The organism is Actinophytocola xanthii, assembly GCF_001921205.1.
In the GTDB taxonomy this organism is placed as follows: domain Bacteria; phylum Actinomycetota; class Actinomycetes; order Mycobacteriales; family Pseudonocardiaceae; genus Actinophytocola; species Actinophytocola xanthii.
Map to the genome: position 1 here is coordinate 14,514 of NZ_MSIE01000054.1, position 17,279 is coordinate 31,792.

The following is a 17,279-nucleotide window of genomic DNA, read 5'->3' on the forward strand; positions in this document are numbered from 1 at the left end:
CGATGCCGGCGCCGGCCAACGACAGGAAGGCCCGGACCCGGCGGTGGTTCGCCGGGTTCCGGGAGCGGGAGACGTGGGCTGCCTACGCCTTCCTGTCGCCGTGGATCATCGGGTTCCTGGTCTTCATGGGCGGGCCGATGGTCATCAGCTTCGTCCTCTCGCTGACCGACTACGACGCGATCGGCGACACGCGGAACGTCGGGTGGGCGAACTACGAGAAGCTGTTGTCGGACCCGAAGATCCGCACCAGCCTCGCCAACACGATGATCTACACGGTGCTGGCCGTGCCAGCGACGATGATCGTGTCGCTGACCCTCGCCTCCATGCTGCACCGGGTCGGCCGCCGCTCCGCGGGCGTGTTCCGCACGCTGTTCTACCTCCCCGAGGTGACCCCGAAGGTCGCCGTCGGCGTGCTGTTCCTGCTGCTGTTCAACGGTCAGGTCGGCCTCGTCAACGGCGCGCTCGGCCTGGTCGGCATCGATGGTCCACAGTGGAGTACCGATCCGAACTGGGTGAAGCCGGGCTTGGTGCTGATGGACATCTGGTCGGTCGGCGGCACCGTGATCATCTATCTCGCCGCGCTGAACAACGTGCCGCGGGACCTCTACGAGGCCGCTGCGCTGGACGGGGTGTCGGCCTGGCAGCGGTTCCGGCACATCACGCTGCCGATGATCTCCGGCGCGCTGTTCTTCACGCTGATCGTCCAGACCATCTACAAGCTACAGACGTTCGACGAGGCGTACACGGCGTTCTACGGCAGCGCCGCCTCGGCCCAGTACTCCAACGACGCGGCGCTGTTCTACCTCGTCTACCTGTTCCAGCAGGCGTTCCAGTTCCTCCACATGGGGTTCGCCTCGGCCATGGCCTGGCTGCTGTTCGTGGTCATCATGATCATCACGATCATCCAGGTCAGGGTGAGCAACCGGTTCGTCTACTACGAGGGTGGTGACCGCTGATGGCCACCACGAGCACCCCGTCGAGGACCGCGGTCCCGCCGGTGCCGCCGTCGGGGGAACCCCTGCCCGGCTCGGGATCCCGGCGGCGCCGGACCCGGGTGCTGTTCTGGATCGGCCTCACGGTCGCCTCCGTGCTGTTCCTGTACCCGTTCCTCTGGCTGCTCGGCGCCTCGCTCAAGCCCCGTACCCAGGTCTTCGACAACGCGCTGATCCCCAAGAGCTGGGCGTGGAACAACTACGTCAAGATCTGGGACGCGGTCCCGGTCTTCGACTGGTTCGTCAACAGCGTCACCGTCGCGATCGCCGCGGCGCTCGCCGCGACGATCTCCAGCGCGCTGGTGGCGTTCGGGTTCGCGTACTTCCGGTTCCCCGGGCGCAACGCGTGGTTCGGGCTGGTGCTCGGCACGATGATGCTGCCGACGGCGGTCACGATGATCCCGGTCTACCTCATCTGGAACAACATCGGTCTCGCCACGACGCAGGTCCCGCTCTGGGCCAACAACCTGTTCGGCAGCGCGTTCTACATCTTCCTGCTGCGGCAGTTCTTCCTCGGCCTGCCGCGCGACCTGTTCGAGGCGGCCCGGATCGACGGGGCGAGCTACTGGGCGCTGTTCTGGCGGATCGCGCTGCCGCTGTGCCGCCCCGCGTTGATCGTGACGTTCGTGTTCGAGCTGCGGGCGAGCTGGTCGGATCTCCTCAAACCGCTGATCTACCTCCGCGACGTCGAGCTGTTCACCCTCCCGCGCGGGCTCAAGGCGATCTCCGACCAGTTCGGGCAGGCCGGTGAGCAACAGTGGGAGATCGTGCTCGCCGGCAGCGTGATCACCACCCTGCCGATGGTGATCGTGTTCTTCCTGGCCCAGCGCCACTTCGTCTACGGCATCGCCACACAGGGGCGCAAGGGATGACCTCTGCCGTGCTGGCACTGGACATCGGGGGGACCAAGCTCGCCGCGGGGCTCGTCGCGCCAGACGGCCGGGTGCGCTCGTTCCTGGTCGCGCCGACCCCGGTCGGGGTCCGCCTGGTGCTCGAGGCCTTGTTCGCCCTCGGCCGCAGGGCGGCGACCCAGGGCGGTGTGGACCTGCCGGACGTAGACGCGGTCGGCATCGCCTGCGGCGGTCCGCTCGACGCGGCCCGCGGCGTGTTGCTCTGCCCACCGCACCTGCCGGGCTGGCGGGACGTGCCGGTGGCCCGGCTGGCCGAGGAGGCCTTCGGGGTACCGGCCGTGCTCGACAACGACGGCACCGCGGCCGCCGCGGCCGAACACCGGTTCGGCGCCGGCGTCGGCACCCGGCAGATGGTCTACCTGACGCTGTCGACCGGCGTCGGCGGCGGCGTCGTGGTCGACGGGCGGGTCTACCGCGGTGCCACCGGGAACGGCGCGGAGCTGGGGCACGTTGTCGTGGACTGGCGCGGCCGGTCCTGCCGGGGCTGCGGAGGCCGAGGGTGCCTGGAGGCCTACGTCTCCGGCACGTCGATCGCCGAGCGGGCGCGGGAGTCCCTCGAGCCGGCGAGCACGCTCGCCGCGGTGGGCTCGTTCACCGCGGCCGACGTGGCGGCCCACGCGGCGGCCGGTGACGGGTTCGCCGGCCGGGTCTGGCGACGGACCACCGAGGCGCTCGGCACGGGGCTCACCTCGATCGTCAACATGCTCGAGCCGGAGCTGGTGGTGCTTGGGGGCGGGGTCACCCGCGCCGGTGAGGCACTGATCGGTCCGGCCAGGCAGGCCGTGCGCATGGCGGCGATGACGCCGGGCGGGCGGGCGGTGCGGATCGAACGGGCGGCGCTCGGCGACCGCGTGGGCGTGGTGGGTGCGGCCGCGGTGGCGCTGCGCTCCCCGGTGGGGAAAGGGCTGGCGTGAGCCTGGGCGAGCAGTTGGCGGACCACCTCGACGTCGCCGAGCGGGCACGGGCGCTGTTGCCCGAGCTGTCGGCGGTGGCCGACCGCCTCATCGAGGTCTACCGGTGTGACGGACGGCTGTTCACCTTCGGCAACGGCGGCAGCGCGGCCGACGCCCAGCACCTCGCGGCCGAGCTGATCGGCCGCTACAAGCGCACCCGCCGCCCGCTGCCGGCACTCGCGCTGACCGTCGACCCCTCGGTGCTGACCTGCGTGGCCAACGACTACGGCTACGACGACGTGTTCGCCAGGCAGGTCGTCGGGTTCGTCCGGCCGGGGGACATGGTCGCCGCCTTCTCCACCAGCGGCCGGTCGGAGAACGTCGTCCGAGGGCTCGAGGCGGCCCGCAAGCAGGGCGCCATAACCGTCTACTTCGGAGGGTCCGGCGGTGGTCCGGCGGCTGCGTACGCGGACCACGCGCTCGTCGTCGACTCGGCCGAGACCGCACGGATCCAGGAGATGCACCTGCTGCTCCTGCACCTGCTCTCCGAGCGGGTCGACGCGTGGGCCGCTGGCGAGGACTGAGGAGGAGGCGTGGGGACACCCGCCGAGCAGCGGCTGCTGCACATGATCGGGAACGCGCACATCGACCCCGTCTGGCTGTGGCAGTGGCCGGAGGGCTACCAGGAGGTGCGGGCCACCTTCGCCTCGGCGATCGACCGGATGACCGAGTACCCGGAGTTCGTGTTCACCAGCGACTCGGTGCTGTACCTGGCCTGGGTCGAGGAGCACGACCCTGAGCTGTTCACCGAGATCGCGCGGCGGATCGCGGACGGCCGCTGGCAGGTCGTCGGCGGTTGGTGGGTGGAACCGGACTGCAACCTGCCCGGTGGCGAGTCGTTCGTCCGCCAGGCCCTGTACTCCCAGCGCTACCTGATGGACCGGTTCGGCATCACCGCGACCGTCGGCTGCAACGTCGACCCGTTCGGCCACAACGCGTCCCTGCCGCAGATCCTGCGTCGCTCCGGCATCGACGCCTACCTGTTCATGCGACCGGGCCCGCACGAGATGGCGCTGCCCGGGCCGTACTTCTGGTGGGAGTCGCCGGACGGGTCCCGTGTCCTGGCCTACCGGATCCCGCACGAGTACTGCAGCTCCGGTGCGGACCTCGGGTACCAGATCGACAAGTCGCTGGCCCAGCTGCCGCCGGACGCGCCGGAGCTGATGGTGTTCTACGGCGTGGGGAATCACGGCGGCGGGCCGACGAAGGCGAACCTGGAGAGCATCCGACGGCTCGACGCGACGGGCGGGCTGCCGCGGTTGCGCTGCGGCTCCCCGCGAGACTTCTTCGACCGGCTCGTCGCCTCCGGGCGTCCGGTGCCGACCCACGCCGGTGAGCTCCAGCACCACGCGGTCGGCTGCTACTCCGCGCACTCGGGCGTCAAGCGGTGGAATCGGCGCGCGGAGAACCTGCTCGCCAGGGCGGAGAAGTGGGCAACCGTCGCCTCGGTCGTCACCGGCGCGCGCTACCCGGCCGCGGAGCTCGAGCAGGCGTGGAAGCTGGTGCTGTTCAACCAGTTCCACGACACGCTCGGCGGCGCGGCAATCGAACCGGCCTATGAGGACAGCCGGGACCAGTTCGGGCACGCGGTCTCGTTGGCCGGTGAGGCCTTCAACCGCGCCGTGCAGTCGATGACCAGGCGGATCGACATCGCACCCGAGCCCGAGATGACCCCGCTCGTCGTGGTGAACCCGCACCCCTGGCGGCTGGTGGCCGACGTCGAGTTCGAGTTCGGCGGTTTCCCCGCCCCGTCGGCCAGAGCCGTCGACGACCGGGGGGAGCCGGTCGCGGTGCAGCGCACCCGGTCTCTCGCGACGGTCAGCGGCTGGCGGCGCCGCATCGCGCTCGCCGCGGACGTGCCGCCGCTCGGTTACCGGGTCTACCGGATCCACCCCGACGGCGACCGGGTGGCCGACCCCGCGCTGGCCGTCACGGACACCCGGCTGGAGAACGACTTCCTCGCCCTGGAGGTCGACCCGGAGACCGGGTGGCTGCGGTCACTGCTCGACAAGGTGTCCGGAGTGGACCTCGCCGGGGGCGCGGCGCATGCCGTCGTCGTCGATGACACCTCGGACACCTGGGGCCACCGGGTGCGGGCCTACGACCGGGCGATCGGCACCTTCACCCCGCGGTCGGTGCGCGTGGTCGAGCAGGGGCCGGTGCGCGCGGTGCTGCGGGTGGTCAGCGTCTACGGCGGGTCCACGCTGACCGAGGAGTACGTCCTCGGTGCCCGCCACCGCCACGTCGACGTCCGGATCACGCTCGACTGGCAGGAGCGCCAGAAGCTGCTCAAGCTGCGGTTCCCCACCCCGCTGACCGGGGTGCGGGCGACCTTCGAGATCCCCTACGGCCACCTGGAGCGACCGGCCGACGGGAGCGAGGAGGCCGCGCAGGCCTGGGTCGACGTGTCCGGCGAGCTGCCGGACGGCAGGCCGGCCGGGCTCGCGGTGCTCAACGACGGCAAGTACGGCCACGACGTGCTGGACGGCGACATCGGCATCACGGCTGCACGCAGCCCCGTCTACGCCTGGCACGAGCCCAAGGAGCTCGAGCCGGACGAGCGGTACAGCTTCCAGGACCAGGGGCGCCAGGAGTTCACCTACCGTCTGGTCCCGCATGCCGGCGACTGGCGGGACGCCGACGTGGTGCGCCTTGCCGCCGAGCTGAACCAGCCGGCCTTTCCCCTGCTGGAGTCCTACCACGACGGTGACCTGCCCCAGGCGCGGTCGTTCATGTCGGTCAGCGGCGGGGACGTGCTGGCCTCGGTGCTCAAGGTCGCCGAGGACGACCCGGGCGCGGTGGTGGTGCGTGCCTACGAGACGGCCGGCCGCGGTGGCGAGGCCACGATCGAGGTGCTGGGCCGCTCGGTGACCGCCCGGTTCGGCCCGGCGGAGATCAGGACGTTCCGGGTGCCGACCGACCCCGGGGCACCCGTCGTCGAGACCGACCTCGTGGAGTGGGAGGACCGGCCACGGGGGCAGACCGCACGCACCGAGGAGCCGCGCCGCGACGCCCCGCCCGTCGCGGCGGGACCGGAGGAGCCGCCGCACGTCTCCCGGGCCGGGATCGAGACGTGAACGAGCCGCCTCCGGCCCGGATGAGCGTGGTCCGGATGAGCGTGCTGTCGGCGGGCCTCGAGGCCCACCCCTGGTGCGTCGGCGTCCTGCTGCCGGCCCGCGAGGCGCGGCTCGGCTGAGCCTCAGCTCGCCAGGGGGCGAGTGGAGCCCCGGCGTTCGAACCGCGGTTCCAGCCAGACGGTGCGGGGTTCCCCGCGCAGCTCCCCGGACAGGCGGGCCAGCAGCAGCTCCGCGGCCCTTGCGCCCATGTCGACCACCGGCTGGGACACCGCGCTGACGCCCGGTTGCACCATCGTCATCCACGGCAGGTCGTCGAAGGCGACCAGCGAGATGTCGTCGGGGACCCGCCTCCCGCCGCGGCGCAGCTCCTGCCAGACCGCCTCGGCCATCAGGTTGTTCGCCGCGAACACCGCGGTGACCTCGGGGTGCGCGGCCAGCAGCGCGGCGGTGGCCGCCGCCGCGCTGCCCTCGCCGAAGCCGACCCGCACCACCAGCTCGGGGTCGAACCCGACCTCGTGGTCCCGCAATGCCTGCTGGTAGCCGGCCAGCCGGCCCACACCCGTCGTCCATTCCAGCTCGTCGATGACGAACGCGATCCGGCGGTGGCCCAGCTCCAGCAGGTGCGCGGTCGCCATGCGGGCGCCGTGCTCGGAGTCCACGAGCACGGCGTCGCACCGGTCGTGCGCCATCTGGCGGTCCACCTCCACCACGTGCACGCCCTGTGTGGTCAGCAGCGCCGCCGCCTCGGGCGACAGCGGGGTGACGATCGTGCCCGGAACCCGCATCGCCAGCAGCGTGCGCACTCCGGCCAGCTCGCGGTCGGTGTCGCCGTCGTCGTTCACCAGCACCATCTGGTAGCCGGCGGCGCAGAGCACCTGCTCGATGCCGGCGGCGAGGTCGGCGTAGAACTGGTTGCGCAGATCGGAGATCACCACCCCGACCAGCCGGTTGGTGCGCCGCTTGAGGCTCCTGGCGAACTCGTCCGGCACGTAGCCGAGGCGGTCGGCGGCGGCGAGCACCCGCGCCTTGACCGGTGCCGCCGCGTAGCCCTGGCCGGTGAGCGCCCGGGACGCCGTGGACGGCGACACGCCGGCGGCCCTGGCGACATCGCCGATGGTCGGCCGGCGCCGCGGCGGGCTGTCCTCCCCGCCGGCTCGCTCACGGCCCGGCGCGCTCACCGCCGGCTGGACCTCGTCCACGTCTCAGGCCGCTTCCTGCCAGGGTCGCGCCGTGGTGTCGACGACCTCGGCGAGCGCGCGGAGCCGGTCCACCGCGCGGGTCCGCAGCAGCGGCACCGGGTCGGGCAGGGTGTCGCTCCACACCGCGCGCCCGGCGAGGAACCCGGAGGCACCCGCCGCGCACGCGGTGCGCACCGCGCCGGGGAAGTCGGCGATCGAGACGCCCTGCGAGAGCACCACCCACGGCACCGGGAGCGCGGCCGTGACCCGCTCGCAGAGGCGCCCGACCTCCACCGGGTCACCTTTGCCGTGCCGGGGGACCTGTGCCTTGTAGAGGGTCGGGCGCAGCGCGCCCAACTCGGTCGCCGCCTCCAGCAGCAGCTCGTCGAAGTCCTCGCCAGGCGCGGGGCGCGCCACGCCCTCGAGGATCGAGACCAACCCCGCGCTCGCGCAGCGGTCGACGAACTCGGCCGCCATCGCCAGCCGAGCGTCACGGTCCTCGCGCCGCCAGAGCAGCAGCAGCTTCAACGCGCTTGCGCCGGTCGTCCTGGCCCACCCCGGGTCGATGCCCTTGTCGATCTCGGTGCGTGCCACCGGCCCGCCGCCCGGCGGGTGGACCAGCGTGTCCGCGGCGAGGATGAGCCCGCACGGCAGCCCGCGCGCGGCGACCTGCTCGAACCCGTAGGTCCGGTCGATGAGGAAACCGCTTGCGTGCGGCCCCAGCTCGTCGGCCACGGCCAGCTTGAACCGGACGAGGTCGGCGTCGGCCGCCGGCTCGCCGGTGCGCTCGGCGAACATCGTGCGCAGGCTCTCGCGCTGGTCCATGGCCACCATGGCCAGGCCGCCGGAGGGTCGGGACAGGTCTGCCAGGTTCGTCATGCCGCCTCCTGTGCCCGGGACAGGAAGTCCCGGTAGATCGGGTCGTACCGGTCGGCGAGAACGTCGTCGCGGGGGAGGGGGGTGCGCTCGAGCACGGGTGCCGGCAGCCCGACCGCGCGTCCGGCCAGCAGTGCGGCGCCGGTGCAGGCCGCCTCGCCCGCCGTGCACAGGCTGGTCGGACCCGGCATCACGTGTGCCTTGATGTCCACCAGTGCCCGGCCGCGGCTGGGTCCACCCAGGACGGTGAGCGTGCCGAGCCCGCTGCCGGCGTGGTCGGCTTGGCGCTCGGCCATCCACCGGACGTGGAAGCACGCGCCTTCGAGGACCGCGACGAGCATGTCGGCCAGGCCGTGTTCGCGGCCGAGGCCGTGCACCGAGAGCCGGCGGTCCGGGTCGGGGTCGGGAGCGGCGCGGCCGGAGAGGTAGGGGAGGACGACGATGCCGGTCGGACGGCGCACGGCGTCGGCGAGCCGCTCGAGCGTGTCGTAGTCGCCCGCGGTCAGCGAGCGCAGCCACTCCACCAGCCGGCCGCTGTGCGGGAACCCGGAGACCATGGCCCAGGCGGCGCCGTCCGCGGAGCGGTTCCAGGACATGCCCGTGCCCGCGGCCTCCGCGCCGGGGGGTTCGGCGGTCGTGGTGACCACGGCCTCCGCGGTGCCCAGGGAGTCGACGACCGCACCCGGGGCGCGGGCACCCGCGGCGTGTGCGGCCACCAGGTGGTCGTGGCCGGCCACGACCACCGGGATGCCGGCCGCCGTTTCGGCCTGGACCAGCCCGGGTAGCTGGGCCGGGCGGATCCCGGCCAGCGCCAGCAGGTCCTCGTCCCACCGGTCGGCGCGCTGGTCGAAGGCGCCGGTCCGGCCGGCGAGCGTCCGGTCGGTCAGCGGTGAGCCGCACAGGGCCGTGGCGACCAGGTCCGGCACGCTCGTCCAGCAGCGCATCCGGTCGAGGGAGTCTGGCTCGTTGTGGCGCAACCACAGCCAGGTCGCGAGCGGCGTCTTGGCCGCGACGTCGACGCCGCTCGTGGTGAAGATCGGGGTTCGGCCCACGCGGCGGGCGAGCCAGCGCGCCTGCTCCTCGGCCCGGTCGTCGTGCCACCAGAGCAGGGGGCGCAGCGGGCGGAGCTCGGCGTCCAGCGGCACCCCGCCCTCGGCAACGCCGGTTACGCCGATGGCGAGCGGCGGCCCCGCCTCCTCGACGCAGTCGCGCAGGTCCTCCAGCACGCCGGCGACCAGCTCCCCGGCATCGGCGGGGGTGGGTCGGCGACGCTGGACGACGGGGGTACCGTCCACGGTGTACAGGCCGACCTTGCAGTTGGTCGTCCCGACGTCCACCCCCGCGAGCCGTTGCGCCACGCCTCCTGGTCCCCTTCCGACCGGTGTGGCAACGTTGTCACACCCTCGTCGGCCATCCTCGCCACTCGTACCGCCGCTGGTCAAGTGGCGACCGGAGTGACCTGTTGTTTCACCGGGAATGCCGGGGGCATACCCGGGGCCATGGACGCCCTGGGGATACCGACGCTGCACCGCCTGGACGAGCTCGCGGACCTGATCGAGCAGGGAGTGGACCTGTACCTGAGGTACTCGCCGGGTCCCGCCGCGGACACCCAGCACCCGAGTAAGGACCACGAGAGCGGCCTGCTCATGCCCGGCCTGTCAGCCAACCCGCTGAAGGTGCCGCGCTGGTGGTCGCTGCCGCCGGAGGACTGGCTGGCCCGCCGGATCTGCCAGTACCTGCGCGAGCTCGCCGAGGGTGCCCGACCCTGGGTGCTGACCGGCCGGGTCGTCGACTTCGGACCCGACAACGAGCCGCTGCTCGACGAGATCCAACCGGTCGCCTGGCTGTCCAGCGAGCTGGTCAGGAACGCTCAGCGGCGCTACCACGAGCGGCTCGACGCCGGCCGCGCCACGCACTGAGTTTCAGGTTCGACCGGTGGGGCACCCGCTCGGCATGGACTCTCGCTCCTTGTGGGTGGCGACCGCCCAGGCACCGGACCGTTCGGCCGCGCTCCCCTCGAAGGCGGACGTGGTGGTGTTGGGGGCCGGCATCGCCGGTTTGACGACGGCGTACCTGCTGGCCGAGGCCGGTCGGACGGTGACGGTCATCGAGGCCGACCGGGTGGCGGCCGGGGTGTCGGGCCACACGACCGCGAAGCTGACCTCCCAGCACGGGTTGCGCTACGACCAGCTGACCAGGAGCAAGGGCCGGGCCGCCGCGGCGAGCTACGGCGCGAGCCAGCTCGCGGCGCTGGAGTGGGTTCTCCGGGTCGCCGCGGAGCAGGGCATCGAGTGCGCCCTGGAGCGAGTGGACAGCTACGTCTACTCGACCAGGCCCGACCAGCGCGACACCCTGCGTGCCGAGGCCGAGGCGGCGCTGAACGCCGGCCTCCCCGCGTCCTATGTGGACATGGTGGACATTCCGGTCAGCGCGGTGGGCGCGGTGCGCTTCGCCGACCAGGCCCAGTTCCACCCCCGCCAGTGGCTGCTCGGCCTGGCGGCCCTCGTGGAGTCGCGCGGTGGCCGCATCGTCGAGGGCGTGCGCGCGACGAACGTGACCGAGGCCAACCCCATGCGCGTGCACACGACGGCCGGCACCATCCAGGCCGAGGCGGTCGTCGTGACGACTCACTACCCGATCCTCGACCGGGGCGTGTTCTTCGCCCGCCTGGAGCCGACGCGCGATCTCGTGGTGGCCGGCCCCGCGCCCAAGGAGGTGACCGGGACCTACCTCGACGCCGACACCCACTACTCGGTCCGCGCTGCGACGGCGGGCGGCCGGCGCTACTTCGTCGTCGGCGGCGAGGCCTACCGCGTCGGCGCCCGGCTCGACGTGAACGCGAAGTACGAGAAGCTGGCCGAGTGGGCGGCCACCCACCTCGGCCTGACCAGCATCACCCACCGCTGGTCGGCCCACGACATGTCCACACTGGATGGAGTGCCCTACGTCGGCCGCTACCACCCCGGCGCGAAACGCCTCTTCGTCGCGACCGGCTTCGGCCAGTGGGGCATGACCGGCGGTACCGCGGCCGGGCTGTTGCTCCGCGACCTGGTCCTCGGCGAGAAGAACGACCTGGCGTCGCTCTACGACCCCAACCGCGTGTCGCTGCGCTCGGTCCCCTCGTTCGTCTCCGCCAACGCGACGGTCGCCAAGCACCTGGCCGGCGACCACGCCCGCGCCCTGCGCAGCGCGGACGCGTCGACGCTGGAACCGGGGTCCGCGCGGGTGGCCCGACGGGGGGCGGCGATGGTCGCGTCGTACCGGGACGAGACGGGGGAGCTGCACGAGGTGAGCGCCCGCTGTACGCACCTGGGCTGCCTGGTCGCCTTCAACAACGCCGAACGCAGCTGGGACTGCCCCTGCCACGGTTCGCGCTTCGGCGTGGACGGCTCGGTGCTGCAGGGCCCCGCCGTGCGCCCCCTCAAGAAGATCACCGACGAGAAGTCCTGACAGGAGGACCGGTAGCCGACAGCAGGCGGGCTTCCACCCGGCTCGCGGCGGGGTGGCGGATCTTCTGGTAGATCTTCAACGCCGCCCGCAGGCCGGCGACCCGATCGGCCGCGTCCGGGTGCGTCTCGGCGAGCCGTTCGGTCGCGACGGCCTCCCAGTACCTGTCGCCCAGGATGCGGTCCAGCTCCAGGGAACGTCGGTAGAACTCGCCGGCCGCGGCGAGGTCGAGCGCGCGCTCGGCGTCGCCCAGGGTGAGCAGGACGTCGGCCTGGCCTTCGAGATGGCCGATGGCGGTGTACAGCTCCAGGGCGCGCACGGCCAGCGGACGAGCCTCCTCGAAGCGGTCCAGGACGGTCAGCTGAGCGGCCAGGGCGGCCAACCCGTCGGCGCGTCCGAGGTCGTCGTCGTCGAACCGGCGGATCAACGCCCACGCCGCCTCGGCATGGGCGAGAGCCTCGTCGTACCTGCCCCACGCGTCGAACACGCGGACGTAGGCGAGGTGGTTCCTGAACGCGCCGCGCTCGTCGGCGGTACGGCGGTAGATCGCGGCCGCCCGGTCCAACAGCTCGACGGCCTCCTCGTACGGGCCGAGGTCCACGCCGATGATCACGCCGAGCCCCTGCCTGGCCACGGAGACCGCCAGCCCTCGACAGGTCGTCGCCTCGCCGAAGGGGTCCTCGGCCTGCCGCACCGCCGCCAACGCCGCCCGGTGGATGGCGACGCGCTCGGACCACCTCCCCGTGCGGCGGAGGAACGTCGTGGATGCCCAGGCGATTCGCCAGGCGTGGTCGCAGAGACCGGCGGCCGCAGCGAACCCGACCATCGCCAGCAGCGTCGGGTGCTCATGGGTGAACCAGTCCATGGCGCCGCCGTAGTCCGCCAGCTCCATCCCGCCGTCCCGGTACCCCTCGGTCACCGTCTCCCGGCCGTGGCGGTGCGGCAGGAGCAGACGATCAGCTCGGATCGCGGTGCTGAGGCAGTGCCCGACCACCCGCCTCCTGGCGTCGTGACGCTCCGGGTCGTTCGCCACCAGTTCGGCGGCGTAGGCCCGGAGCAGATCGTGCAGACGGAACCGGTTGGGCAGGTACTCGCCGACCAGGTGTGCCTGGGTCAGCTCTCGCAGCGCCCCACGTGCCCCGGCGCCCCCGACCAGAGCGTCGCAGGTGGACACGTCGATGTCCGCCCCCGGGTAGAGACCCAGGAGCCGGAACAGATTCGCGGCCCGCGGTGAGAGCACGGAGTACGACCACGAGAACACCGCCCGGAGGTCGAGGTCCGGTTCACCCAGATCCAGCGCGTCCAACCGGCGCCTCTCGTCGCGGAGCTCCTCGACGAGGTCGCCCAGGGACAGCATCGGCTGGCTCGCGGCCCGGGCGGCCGCCACGCTCAGCGCGAGGGGGAGGTTCGCGCAGAGGCGGACCAGCTCGGCTGCGGCGTGCGGGTCCGCGTCGAGCCGGTCGGCGCCCACCCGCTGGGCCAGCAGCGCCAGTGCCTCCTCGTCGGACAGGACGTCCAGCACCACCCGGTGTGCGCCGTGGCGGACCAGCAGGCTGTCCATCCGGTTCCGGCTCGTGACCACCACGGCGCAGGTGGGGCTGCCGGGCAGGAGCGGACGCACATGGTCGCTCGAGCGTGCGTTGTCGAGAACGACCAGCATGCGCCGGTCGGCGAGCAGACTGCGGTAGAGCGCCGACTTGCCGTCCAGGTCGGTCGGGATGGCCTCCGGCGAGACGCCGAGGGTCTGCAGGAAGCTGTCGAGTACCTGGCTCGCGTCCATGGGCTCCTGCTCGTCGAAGCCCCGCAGGTTGACATGCAGCTCGCCGTCCGGGAAACGGCCGCGTACACGCTGGGCGAGCGCCAGGGCGAGCGCGGTCTTGCCGATACCCGCTGTGCCGTTGATCGCCGTGATCACGACCGTGGCGTCGCGACCAGGCGACATCGCCGCGTCGACCAGCTCGGTCAACCAGGTCAGCTCCGCCTCCCGGCCGACGAACTGCCGGGAGGTCGGCGGCAGTTGGTGGGGAGCCGCCGGCCGGGCCACCAGGGGCTGCTCGTCCACCGCTGCCGGTTCGCCGTCCACCAGTCGAACCCAGGCCACCGTGTCGGTCTCCTTGGTCGTGACGTGGACGCGGCGGTACGCCTCGCGGGCGGCGGTGGCGCTGTGCCAGACCACCTCCTCGAAGAACCAGGCGGAGGTGATGATGCTGAGCAGGCCCGAGGACCGGGCATGCGCCGCGGTGAACGCCGGGGAGTCCAGCAGCCGGAACGCCAGGTTCACCGCCCGTCCGACCACGCCGTGCTCGTCGTAGTGGATCTCCCCGGCGTGCAGTGCGAGCCGCAGGCGGATCTGCTCCTCGGCTGGGCGGGCCTGGTTGTGCGCCCGCAGCCCGGCCGCCAGCCGTTCCGGCAGCAGTTCGACGAACACGCCCTTGCCGACGGTCGCCGGAATGACCACGAGCACGCCGTCGCCGCGATCCTCGTGATCGCAGTCCGGCCAGGAGACGCCGATCTCGGCGAAGACGCGCTCCAGCACCCCGTACAACCCTCGCCGCACGGTCAGCTGGTGGAGGTTTGTCCGCCGCCGGTCCCCGAACGCCGACACGTCGACCACCAGGACGGTCCGGTGAACGGCGGCCGGCGGGGTCATGTCCCCATGAACCCACTTCGCGGCACCGACGGCAAGCGGTGCCGGCTCCCGCGCCCGGCCGGCGCCTCAGGCGTTGTCGCGGACCCAGAGGCCGAGCAGGCCGCGGAAGTGCGCCAGGAACCGGTCCTGCTCGGCGGCCGGGTAGGTCGTCCGGACCGTCTGCACGAGGAGCTCGTCGAACGCCGCGGACGTGACCCAGTCCCGCACCAGGTCGTCGACCCGGGCGAGTGAGGTCGCGCAGAAGTCGTGGTAGCGGTCGGTCTCGAAGTAGTCGTCGGCGAGGCGGCGGTACTCGGTGAGCTTCTCCTCGTAGCTGCGCTCGGAGTCGGCGACCTCGAAGTACAACCTGGTCGCCAGGTCGAGCCGCGGCCGGCGGCCGGACACCGCGCAGTAGACCGACCACTTGAGCAGGGTCGAGATCGCCCACGGGAAGTAGTAGTGCAGCGAGGTGATCGAGATGTCCGGGCAGGCGTTGGCGTAGTCGATGGGGTGCACCGACTCGCCGATCACCAGGCTCTCGCAGGAGTTGAACTCCCAGCGGAAGAACGCGTTGATCAGCCGAGAGATCGTCAGCACCTCCGCCCCCGCCTCGGGGGAGAGGAACTCGTGGTCCACGGCGTACCGGTCGTGCATGGGCTGGTCGGGCCGGAAGCGCATCACCATGCTGTCCGGGCCGATCGTCAGCGACCGGGCGAACACGTCGTAGCCCTCGACCGACGCCTGGAGGTGCATGAGCATCTCGCCGGACTGGTCGTAGGCCTGGTGCAGGGTGGCCGCGTCCTTGATCCGGGAAACGCCCCGCCACGCCCCGCCGTCGTAGGGCTTCATGTACAGCGGATAGCCGATCCGCTCGGCGATCTCGTCGAGGTCGAACGGCCGGTTGTACCGCCCCGCCGTGTAGACGTAGCGGGCGTTGTCGAGCGGGTTCTTGTACGGCACCAGCCACGTGTCCGGCACCTTGAGGCCAAGCCGGATCATCGCGCAGTACGCGGCGTGCTTCTCCATCGACTGGAAGGTGAACGGGCTGTTCAGCAGGTACACGTCGTCCATCAGCGCGATCTTCTTCAGCCACTCGCGCGGGTGGTAGTACCAGTAGGCCAACCGGTCGATCACGAGGTCGTAGCGCGGCTTCGCCCTCAGGTCGAACGGTTCGATCGTGATGCGCTCGGTGTGCAGCGTGTGCTCGACGCCCTGGTGGCTGACCCGGCCGAGCCGTCGCACCAGCTCCTCGAACGCGCGCGGCCAGTCCTCCTCCGTCCCCAGCAGCAGACCCAGCAGGTGTTCGGTGCGGTCGGGCACGGGCAAGCCTCCTCTTAGCAGAACCGGGGCAGGTGGTGGGCGAGCTGTGCGCGCCAGGACGGCCAGTCGTGCGGTACGTCGTGCCCCCACACGTCGAGCTCGCACCGCAGCCCCTTGTCCCCCAGCAGCCCGGCCAGGCGCCGGGTCGAATCCAGGGCGCCGGTGGTGTCCTCCCACTGGCCCTGGCCCACCACCAGCAGCACCGACAGCCGGCCGCGTAACCAGTCGAGGTGCTCGCCGTGCAGGTTCGGCACGAAGTCGAACGGGTTGGCGAAGTAGGCCGCGTCGCCGCGCTCACCCCACCCGTGCCAGGCGGACGGGTCGTAGTTGCCGGACATCCCGATCGCGAGGGGGAACAGGTCGGACCGGCGCAGCGCGAACAGCACCGCGTGGAACGCGCCCATCGAGGCGCCGACCGCGGTGATCTCCCGCGGTCCGCCGCAGTCGGCGTGGATGAGGGGAACGACGTGGTCGAGCACCCACGACTCGTACCCACCGTGCGCCAACGCTCGCTGCTCCATCGGCGCGGAGCGGTTCGACCAGGACGCCGAGTCGTTCGCGTCGACGCAGTACAGCTTGACCCGCCCGGCGTCCAGCAGCTGGCGCACGGCGTCGATCATGCCGTTGCTCTCGAAGTCCCACGCCCGGCCCTGCTCGGCGGGGAACACCAGCACCGGTCGCCCCCAGTGCCCGTAGGCGATCACGGTGCCGCCGTGCAGCTCGAACTGGTCGCGGCGCATCAGGATGTCCAGACCTGGGTCAGCAGGTCGACCAGCGCCGGGTCGAACGCGTCGCGCCAACCGACGTAGTTGTGCGCGTCGGGAACCTCCACCAGCCGCACCGGGTAGTCCTGCCGGTCCAGGACCGCGGCCATCCGGCGGTTGTTGGCGAGGTTCTCCTCGGCCAGCCCGCAGGTCAGCACGGTGGGCACGGTCCGGGACGGACGGCGCCTGCGCACCCGGCCGACGAACGCGTCCACCCGCTCGAACCGGCCGAAGCGCTCCGCCTCGTGCGCGTCGACCGCGATGTCCAGGAACGACGCGGACTGCAGGAACAGACCGCCGAACAGGCCCGGGTGGCGGCGGTGGGCGTGCAGCATGGCGAGCCCGCCGAGGCTCGCGCCCATCCCGACGACGGGACCGCGCACCCGCGCCGCGGTCCGCAGCGCCGGGAGGATCGTCCTGCGCAGTGCCGTCGCGTGCGCCGGGTTGGCCGAGTACTCCTCGTCGCGGTCGCCGGGGGAGAGCAGGGCGACGCGGTGCGACGGCAGGCGACCGGCCTGGATCATCGCGGCGGAGAAGAGGGTCAGCCCGGCGAGCTCGTCGTACTCGGGCCCGTCGTGCGCGACCAGCAGTGGGAGCGGCTCGTCGGGGCCGGCCGGGCTCCACAGCGTCACACCGTCGCGGACCTCCAGCCGCTCGCCCTCGACGCGGTCGGCCGCCAACCAGCTCGGCGCGGTGTAGTCGGGGAACTCGACGACGGACTTGTCGCCGAAAGCTCCCGGAGCGCGCAGGGGGTTGGCCGGGTCGCAGACCTCCTCGAGGTCCCCCGAGGGGTGGCGCAGCTGGAAGCGGTACTCCATCCGATGGACGGGTGGCCGGTCGAGCGTGAGCCGCCAGGTGCCCTCGGTATGGGTGAAGTCGAGCTCGGTTTCCGGCGGGAGCGAGAGGGCGGGCAGTAGCCGTGCGCCGTCCAGGTCCGGCCCGTCGTCGGGCAGCCGGAAGGTCACCGAGTCGGCGGTGACGATCGGCCCCGTGTCGATCACCACCCCATTCCAGCCACCGGGCGGGGGGGAGTCAAGTGCACGGCCGTCGGCCGACCTGAGCAGCGCGGACGATCCCGCTCCGCCCGACCCCCGGTCAGTTGTTGTCCAACCGAGACATTAGGGTGCGTACC

15 protein-coding genes are annotated in these 17,279 nt (G+C 72.2%); 8 read left to right on the forward strand and 7 right to left on the reverse strand.

All coding sequences use genetic code 11. The features are described from left to right. The first annotated feature begins 2 nt into the window (after positions 1-2). Genes BU204_RS26745 through BU204_RS42005 form a run of 6 tightly spaced genes read left to right on the forward strand, consistent with a single transcriptional unit; the run spans position 3 to position 6,052 of the window. Positions 3-956: a carbohydrate ABC transporter permease gene (locus BU204_RS26745; protein ID WP_075128526.1), complete on the forward strand. Its 954-nt coding sequence runs from the start codon at positions 3-5 to the stop codon at positions 954-956. Continuing rightward, a complete protein-coding gene (locus tag BU204_RS26750; RefSeq protein ID WP_083661667.1) occupies positions 956-1,864 on the forward strand; it encodes a carbohydrate ABC transporter permease in 909 nt (302 codons plus the stop codon). Before BU204_RS26745 ends, BU204_RS26750 begins: the two co-directional genes overlap by 1 nt. Further along, entirely contained in the window at positions 1,861-2,817 is a 957-nt protein-coding gene (locus BU204_RS26755) for an ROK family protein (protein ID WP_075128527.1), read from the forward strand. Before BU204_RS26750 ends, BU204_RS26755 begins: the two co-directional genes overlap by 4 nt. Further along, the gene (locus tag BU204_RS26760; protein ID WP_075128528.1) at positions 2,814-3,380 is read left to right on the forward strand and encodes a D-sedoheptulose-7-phosphate isomerase; all 567 of its coding nucleotides are present in this window, start codon (positions 2,814-2,816) and stop codon (positions 3,378-3,380) included. Before BU204_RS26755 ends, BU204_RS26760 begins: the two co-directional genes overlap by 4 nt. Before the next feature lie 9 nt (positions 3,381-3,389). Further along, a complete protein-coding gene (locus tag BU204_RS26765) occupies positions 3,390-5,933 on the forward strand; it encodes an alpha-mannosidase (RefSeq protein WP_075128529.1) in 2,544 nt (847 codons plus the stop codon). Beyond that, entirely contained in the window at positions 5,930-6,052 is a 123-nt protein-coding gene (locus BU204_RS42005; protein WP_269844663.1) for a hypothetical protein, read from the forward strand. The genes BU204_RS26765 and BU204_RS42005 overlap by 4 nt, the downstream gene beginning before the upstream one ends. A 3-nt stretch (positions 6,053-6,055) precedes the next feature. Here BU204_RS42005 and BU204_RS26770 read toward each other — a convergent pair whose 3' ends face one another. The 3 genes from BU204_RS26770 to BU204_RS26780 are packed head-to-tail and all read right to left on the reverse strand — an operon-like array spanning position 6,056 to position 9,345. Beyond that, on the reverse strand, positions 6,056-7,132 hold the full coding sequence (locus tag BU204_RS26770; protein ID WP_198943008.1) for a LacI family DNA-binding transcriptional regulator: 1,077 nt from the start codon (positions 7,130-7,132) through the stop codon (positions 6,056-6,058). 3 nt (positions 7,133-7,135) lie between these two features. Further along, complete coding sequence (locus BU204_RS26775; RefSeq protein WP_075128530.1) at positions 7,136-7,990, reverse strand: hypothetical protein; 855 nt, start codon at positions 7,988-7,990, stop codon at positions 7,136-7,138. Next, positions 7,987-9,345 (reverse strand): FGGY-family carbohydrate kinase, encoded by a 1,359-nt coding sequence (locus BU204_RS26780; RefSeq protein ID WP_075128531.1) that lies wholly within the window; start codon positions 9,343-9,345, stop codon positions 7,987-7,989. The genes BU204_RS26775 and BU204_RS26780 overlap by 4 nt, the downstream gene beginning before the upstream one ends. 141 nt (positions 9,346-9,486) lie before the next feature. Here BU204_RS26780 and BU204_RS26785 point away from each other — a divergent pair, with 141 nt between their 5' ends. Further along, positions 9,487-9,906 carry a DUF6098 family protein gene (locus BU204_RS26785; RefSeq protein WP_075128532.1) on the forward strand — a complete coding sequence of 140 codons (420 nt, stop codon included), beginning with the start codon at positions 9,487-9,489 and terminating at the stop codon, positions 9,904-9,906. A 34-nt stretch (positions 9,907-9,940) separates the two neighbouring features. Further along, positions 9,941-11,437, forward strand: coding sequence for an FAD-dependent oxidoreductase (locus BU204_RS26790; RefSeq protein ID WP_075128568.1), 1,497 nt, complete (start codon positions 9,941-9,943; stop codon positions 11,435-11,437). Here BU204_RS26790 and BU204_RS26795 read toward each other — a convergent pair. The 4 genes from BU204_RS26795 to BU204_RS26810 form a co-directional block, all read right to left on the reverse strand. Further along, positions 11,418-14,084 (reverse strand): ATP-binding protein, encoded by a 2,667-nt coding sequence (locus BU204_RS26795; protein ID WP_075128533.1) that lies wholly within the window; start codon positions 14,082-14,084, stop codon positions 11,418-11,420. The genes BU204_RS26790 and BU204_RS26795 overlap by 20 nt on opposite strands. Positions 14,085-14,150: 66 nt before the next feature. Beyond that, the gene (locus BU204_RS26800; protein WP_075128534.1) at positions 14,151-15,383 is read right to left on the reverse strand and encodes an ATP-grasp domain-containing protein; all 1,233 of its coding nucleotides are present in this window, start codon (positions 15,381-15,383) and stop codon (positions 14,151-14,153) included. 14 nt (positions 15,384-15,397) lie between these two features. Then, positions 15,398-16,123 (reverse strand): esterase family protein, encoded by a 726-nt coding sequence (locus BU204_RS26805; protein WP_075128535.1) that lies wholly within the window; start codon positions 16,121-16,123, stop codon positions 15,398-15,400. Further along, positions 16,123-17,148 (reverse strand): alpha/beta hydrolase, encoded by a 1,026-nt coding sequence (locus tag BU204_RS26810; RefSeq protein ID WP_198943009.1) that lies wholly within the window; start codon positions 17,146-17,148, stop codon positions 16,123-16,125. The genes BU204_RS26805 and BU204_RS26810 overlap by 1 nt, the downstream gene beginning before the upstream one ends. Positions 17,149-17,279 lie beyond the last annotated feature (131 nt).

Excerpts from the sequence above, each read along its gene's own strand:
- BU204_RS26785 (WP_075128532.1), top strand. The coding sequence starts at position 9,487 with ATGGACGCCCTGGGGATACCGACGCTGCACCGCCTGGACGAGCTCGCG.
- BU204_RS26805 (WP_075128535.1), bottom strand. The coding sequence starts at position 16,123 with ATGCGCCGCGACCAGTTCGAGCTGCACGGCGGCACCGTGATCGCCTAC.
- BU204_RS26750 (WP_083661667.1), top strand. The coding sequence starts at position 956 with ATGGCCACCACGAGCACCCCGTCGAGGACCGCGGTCCCGCCGGTGCCG.
- BU204_RS26795 (WP_075128533.1), bottom strand. The coding sequence starts at position 14,084 with ATGACCCCGCCGGCCGCCGTTCACCGGACCGTCCTGGTGGTCGACGTG.
- BU204_RS26775 (WP_075128530.1), bottom strand. The coding sequence starts at position 7,990 with ATGACGAACCTGGCAGACCTGTCCCGACCCTCCGGCGGCCTGGCCATG.
- BU204_RS26755 (WP_075128527.1), top strand. The coding sequence starts at position 1,861 with ATGACCTCTGCCGTGCTGGCACTGGACATCGGGGGGACCAAGCTCGCC.
- BU204_RS26745 (WP_075128526.1), top strand. The coding sequence starts at position 3 with ATGCCGGCGCCGGCCAACGACAGGAAGGCCCGGACCCGGCGGTGGTTC.
- BU204_RS26790 (WP_075128568.1), top strand. The coding sequence starts at position 9,941 with ATGGACTCTCGCTCCTTGTGGGTGGCGACCGCCCAGGCACCGGACCGT.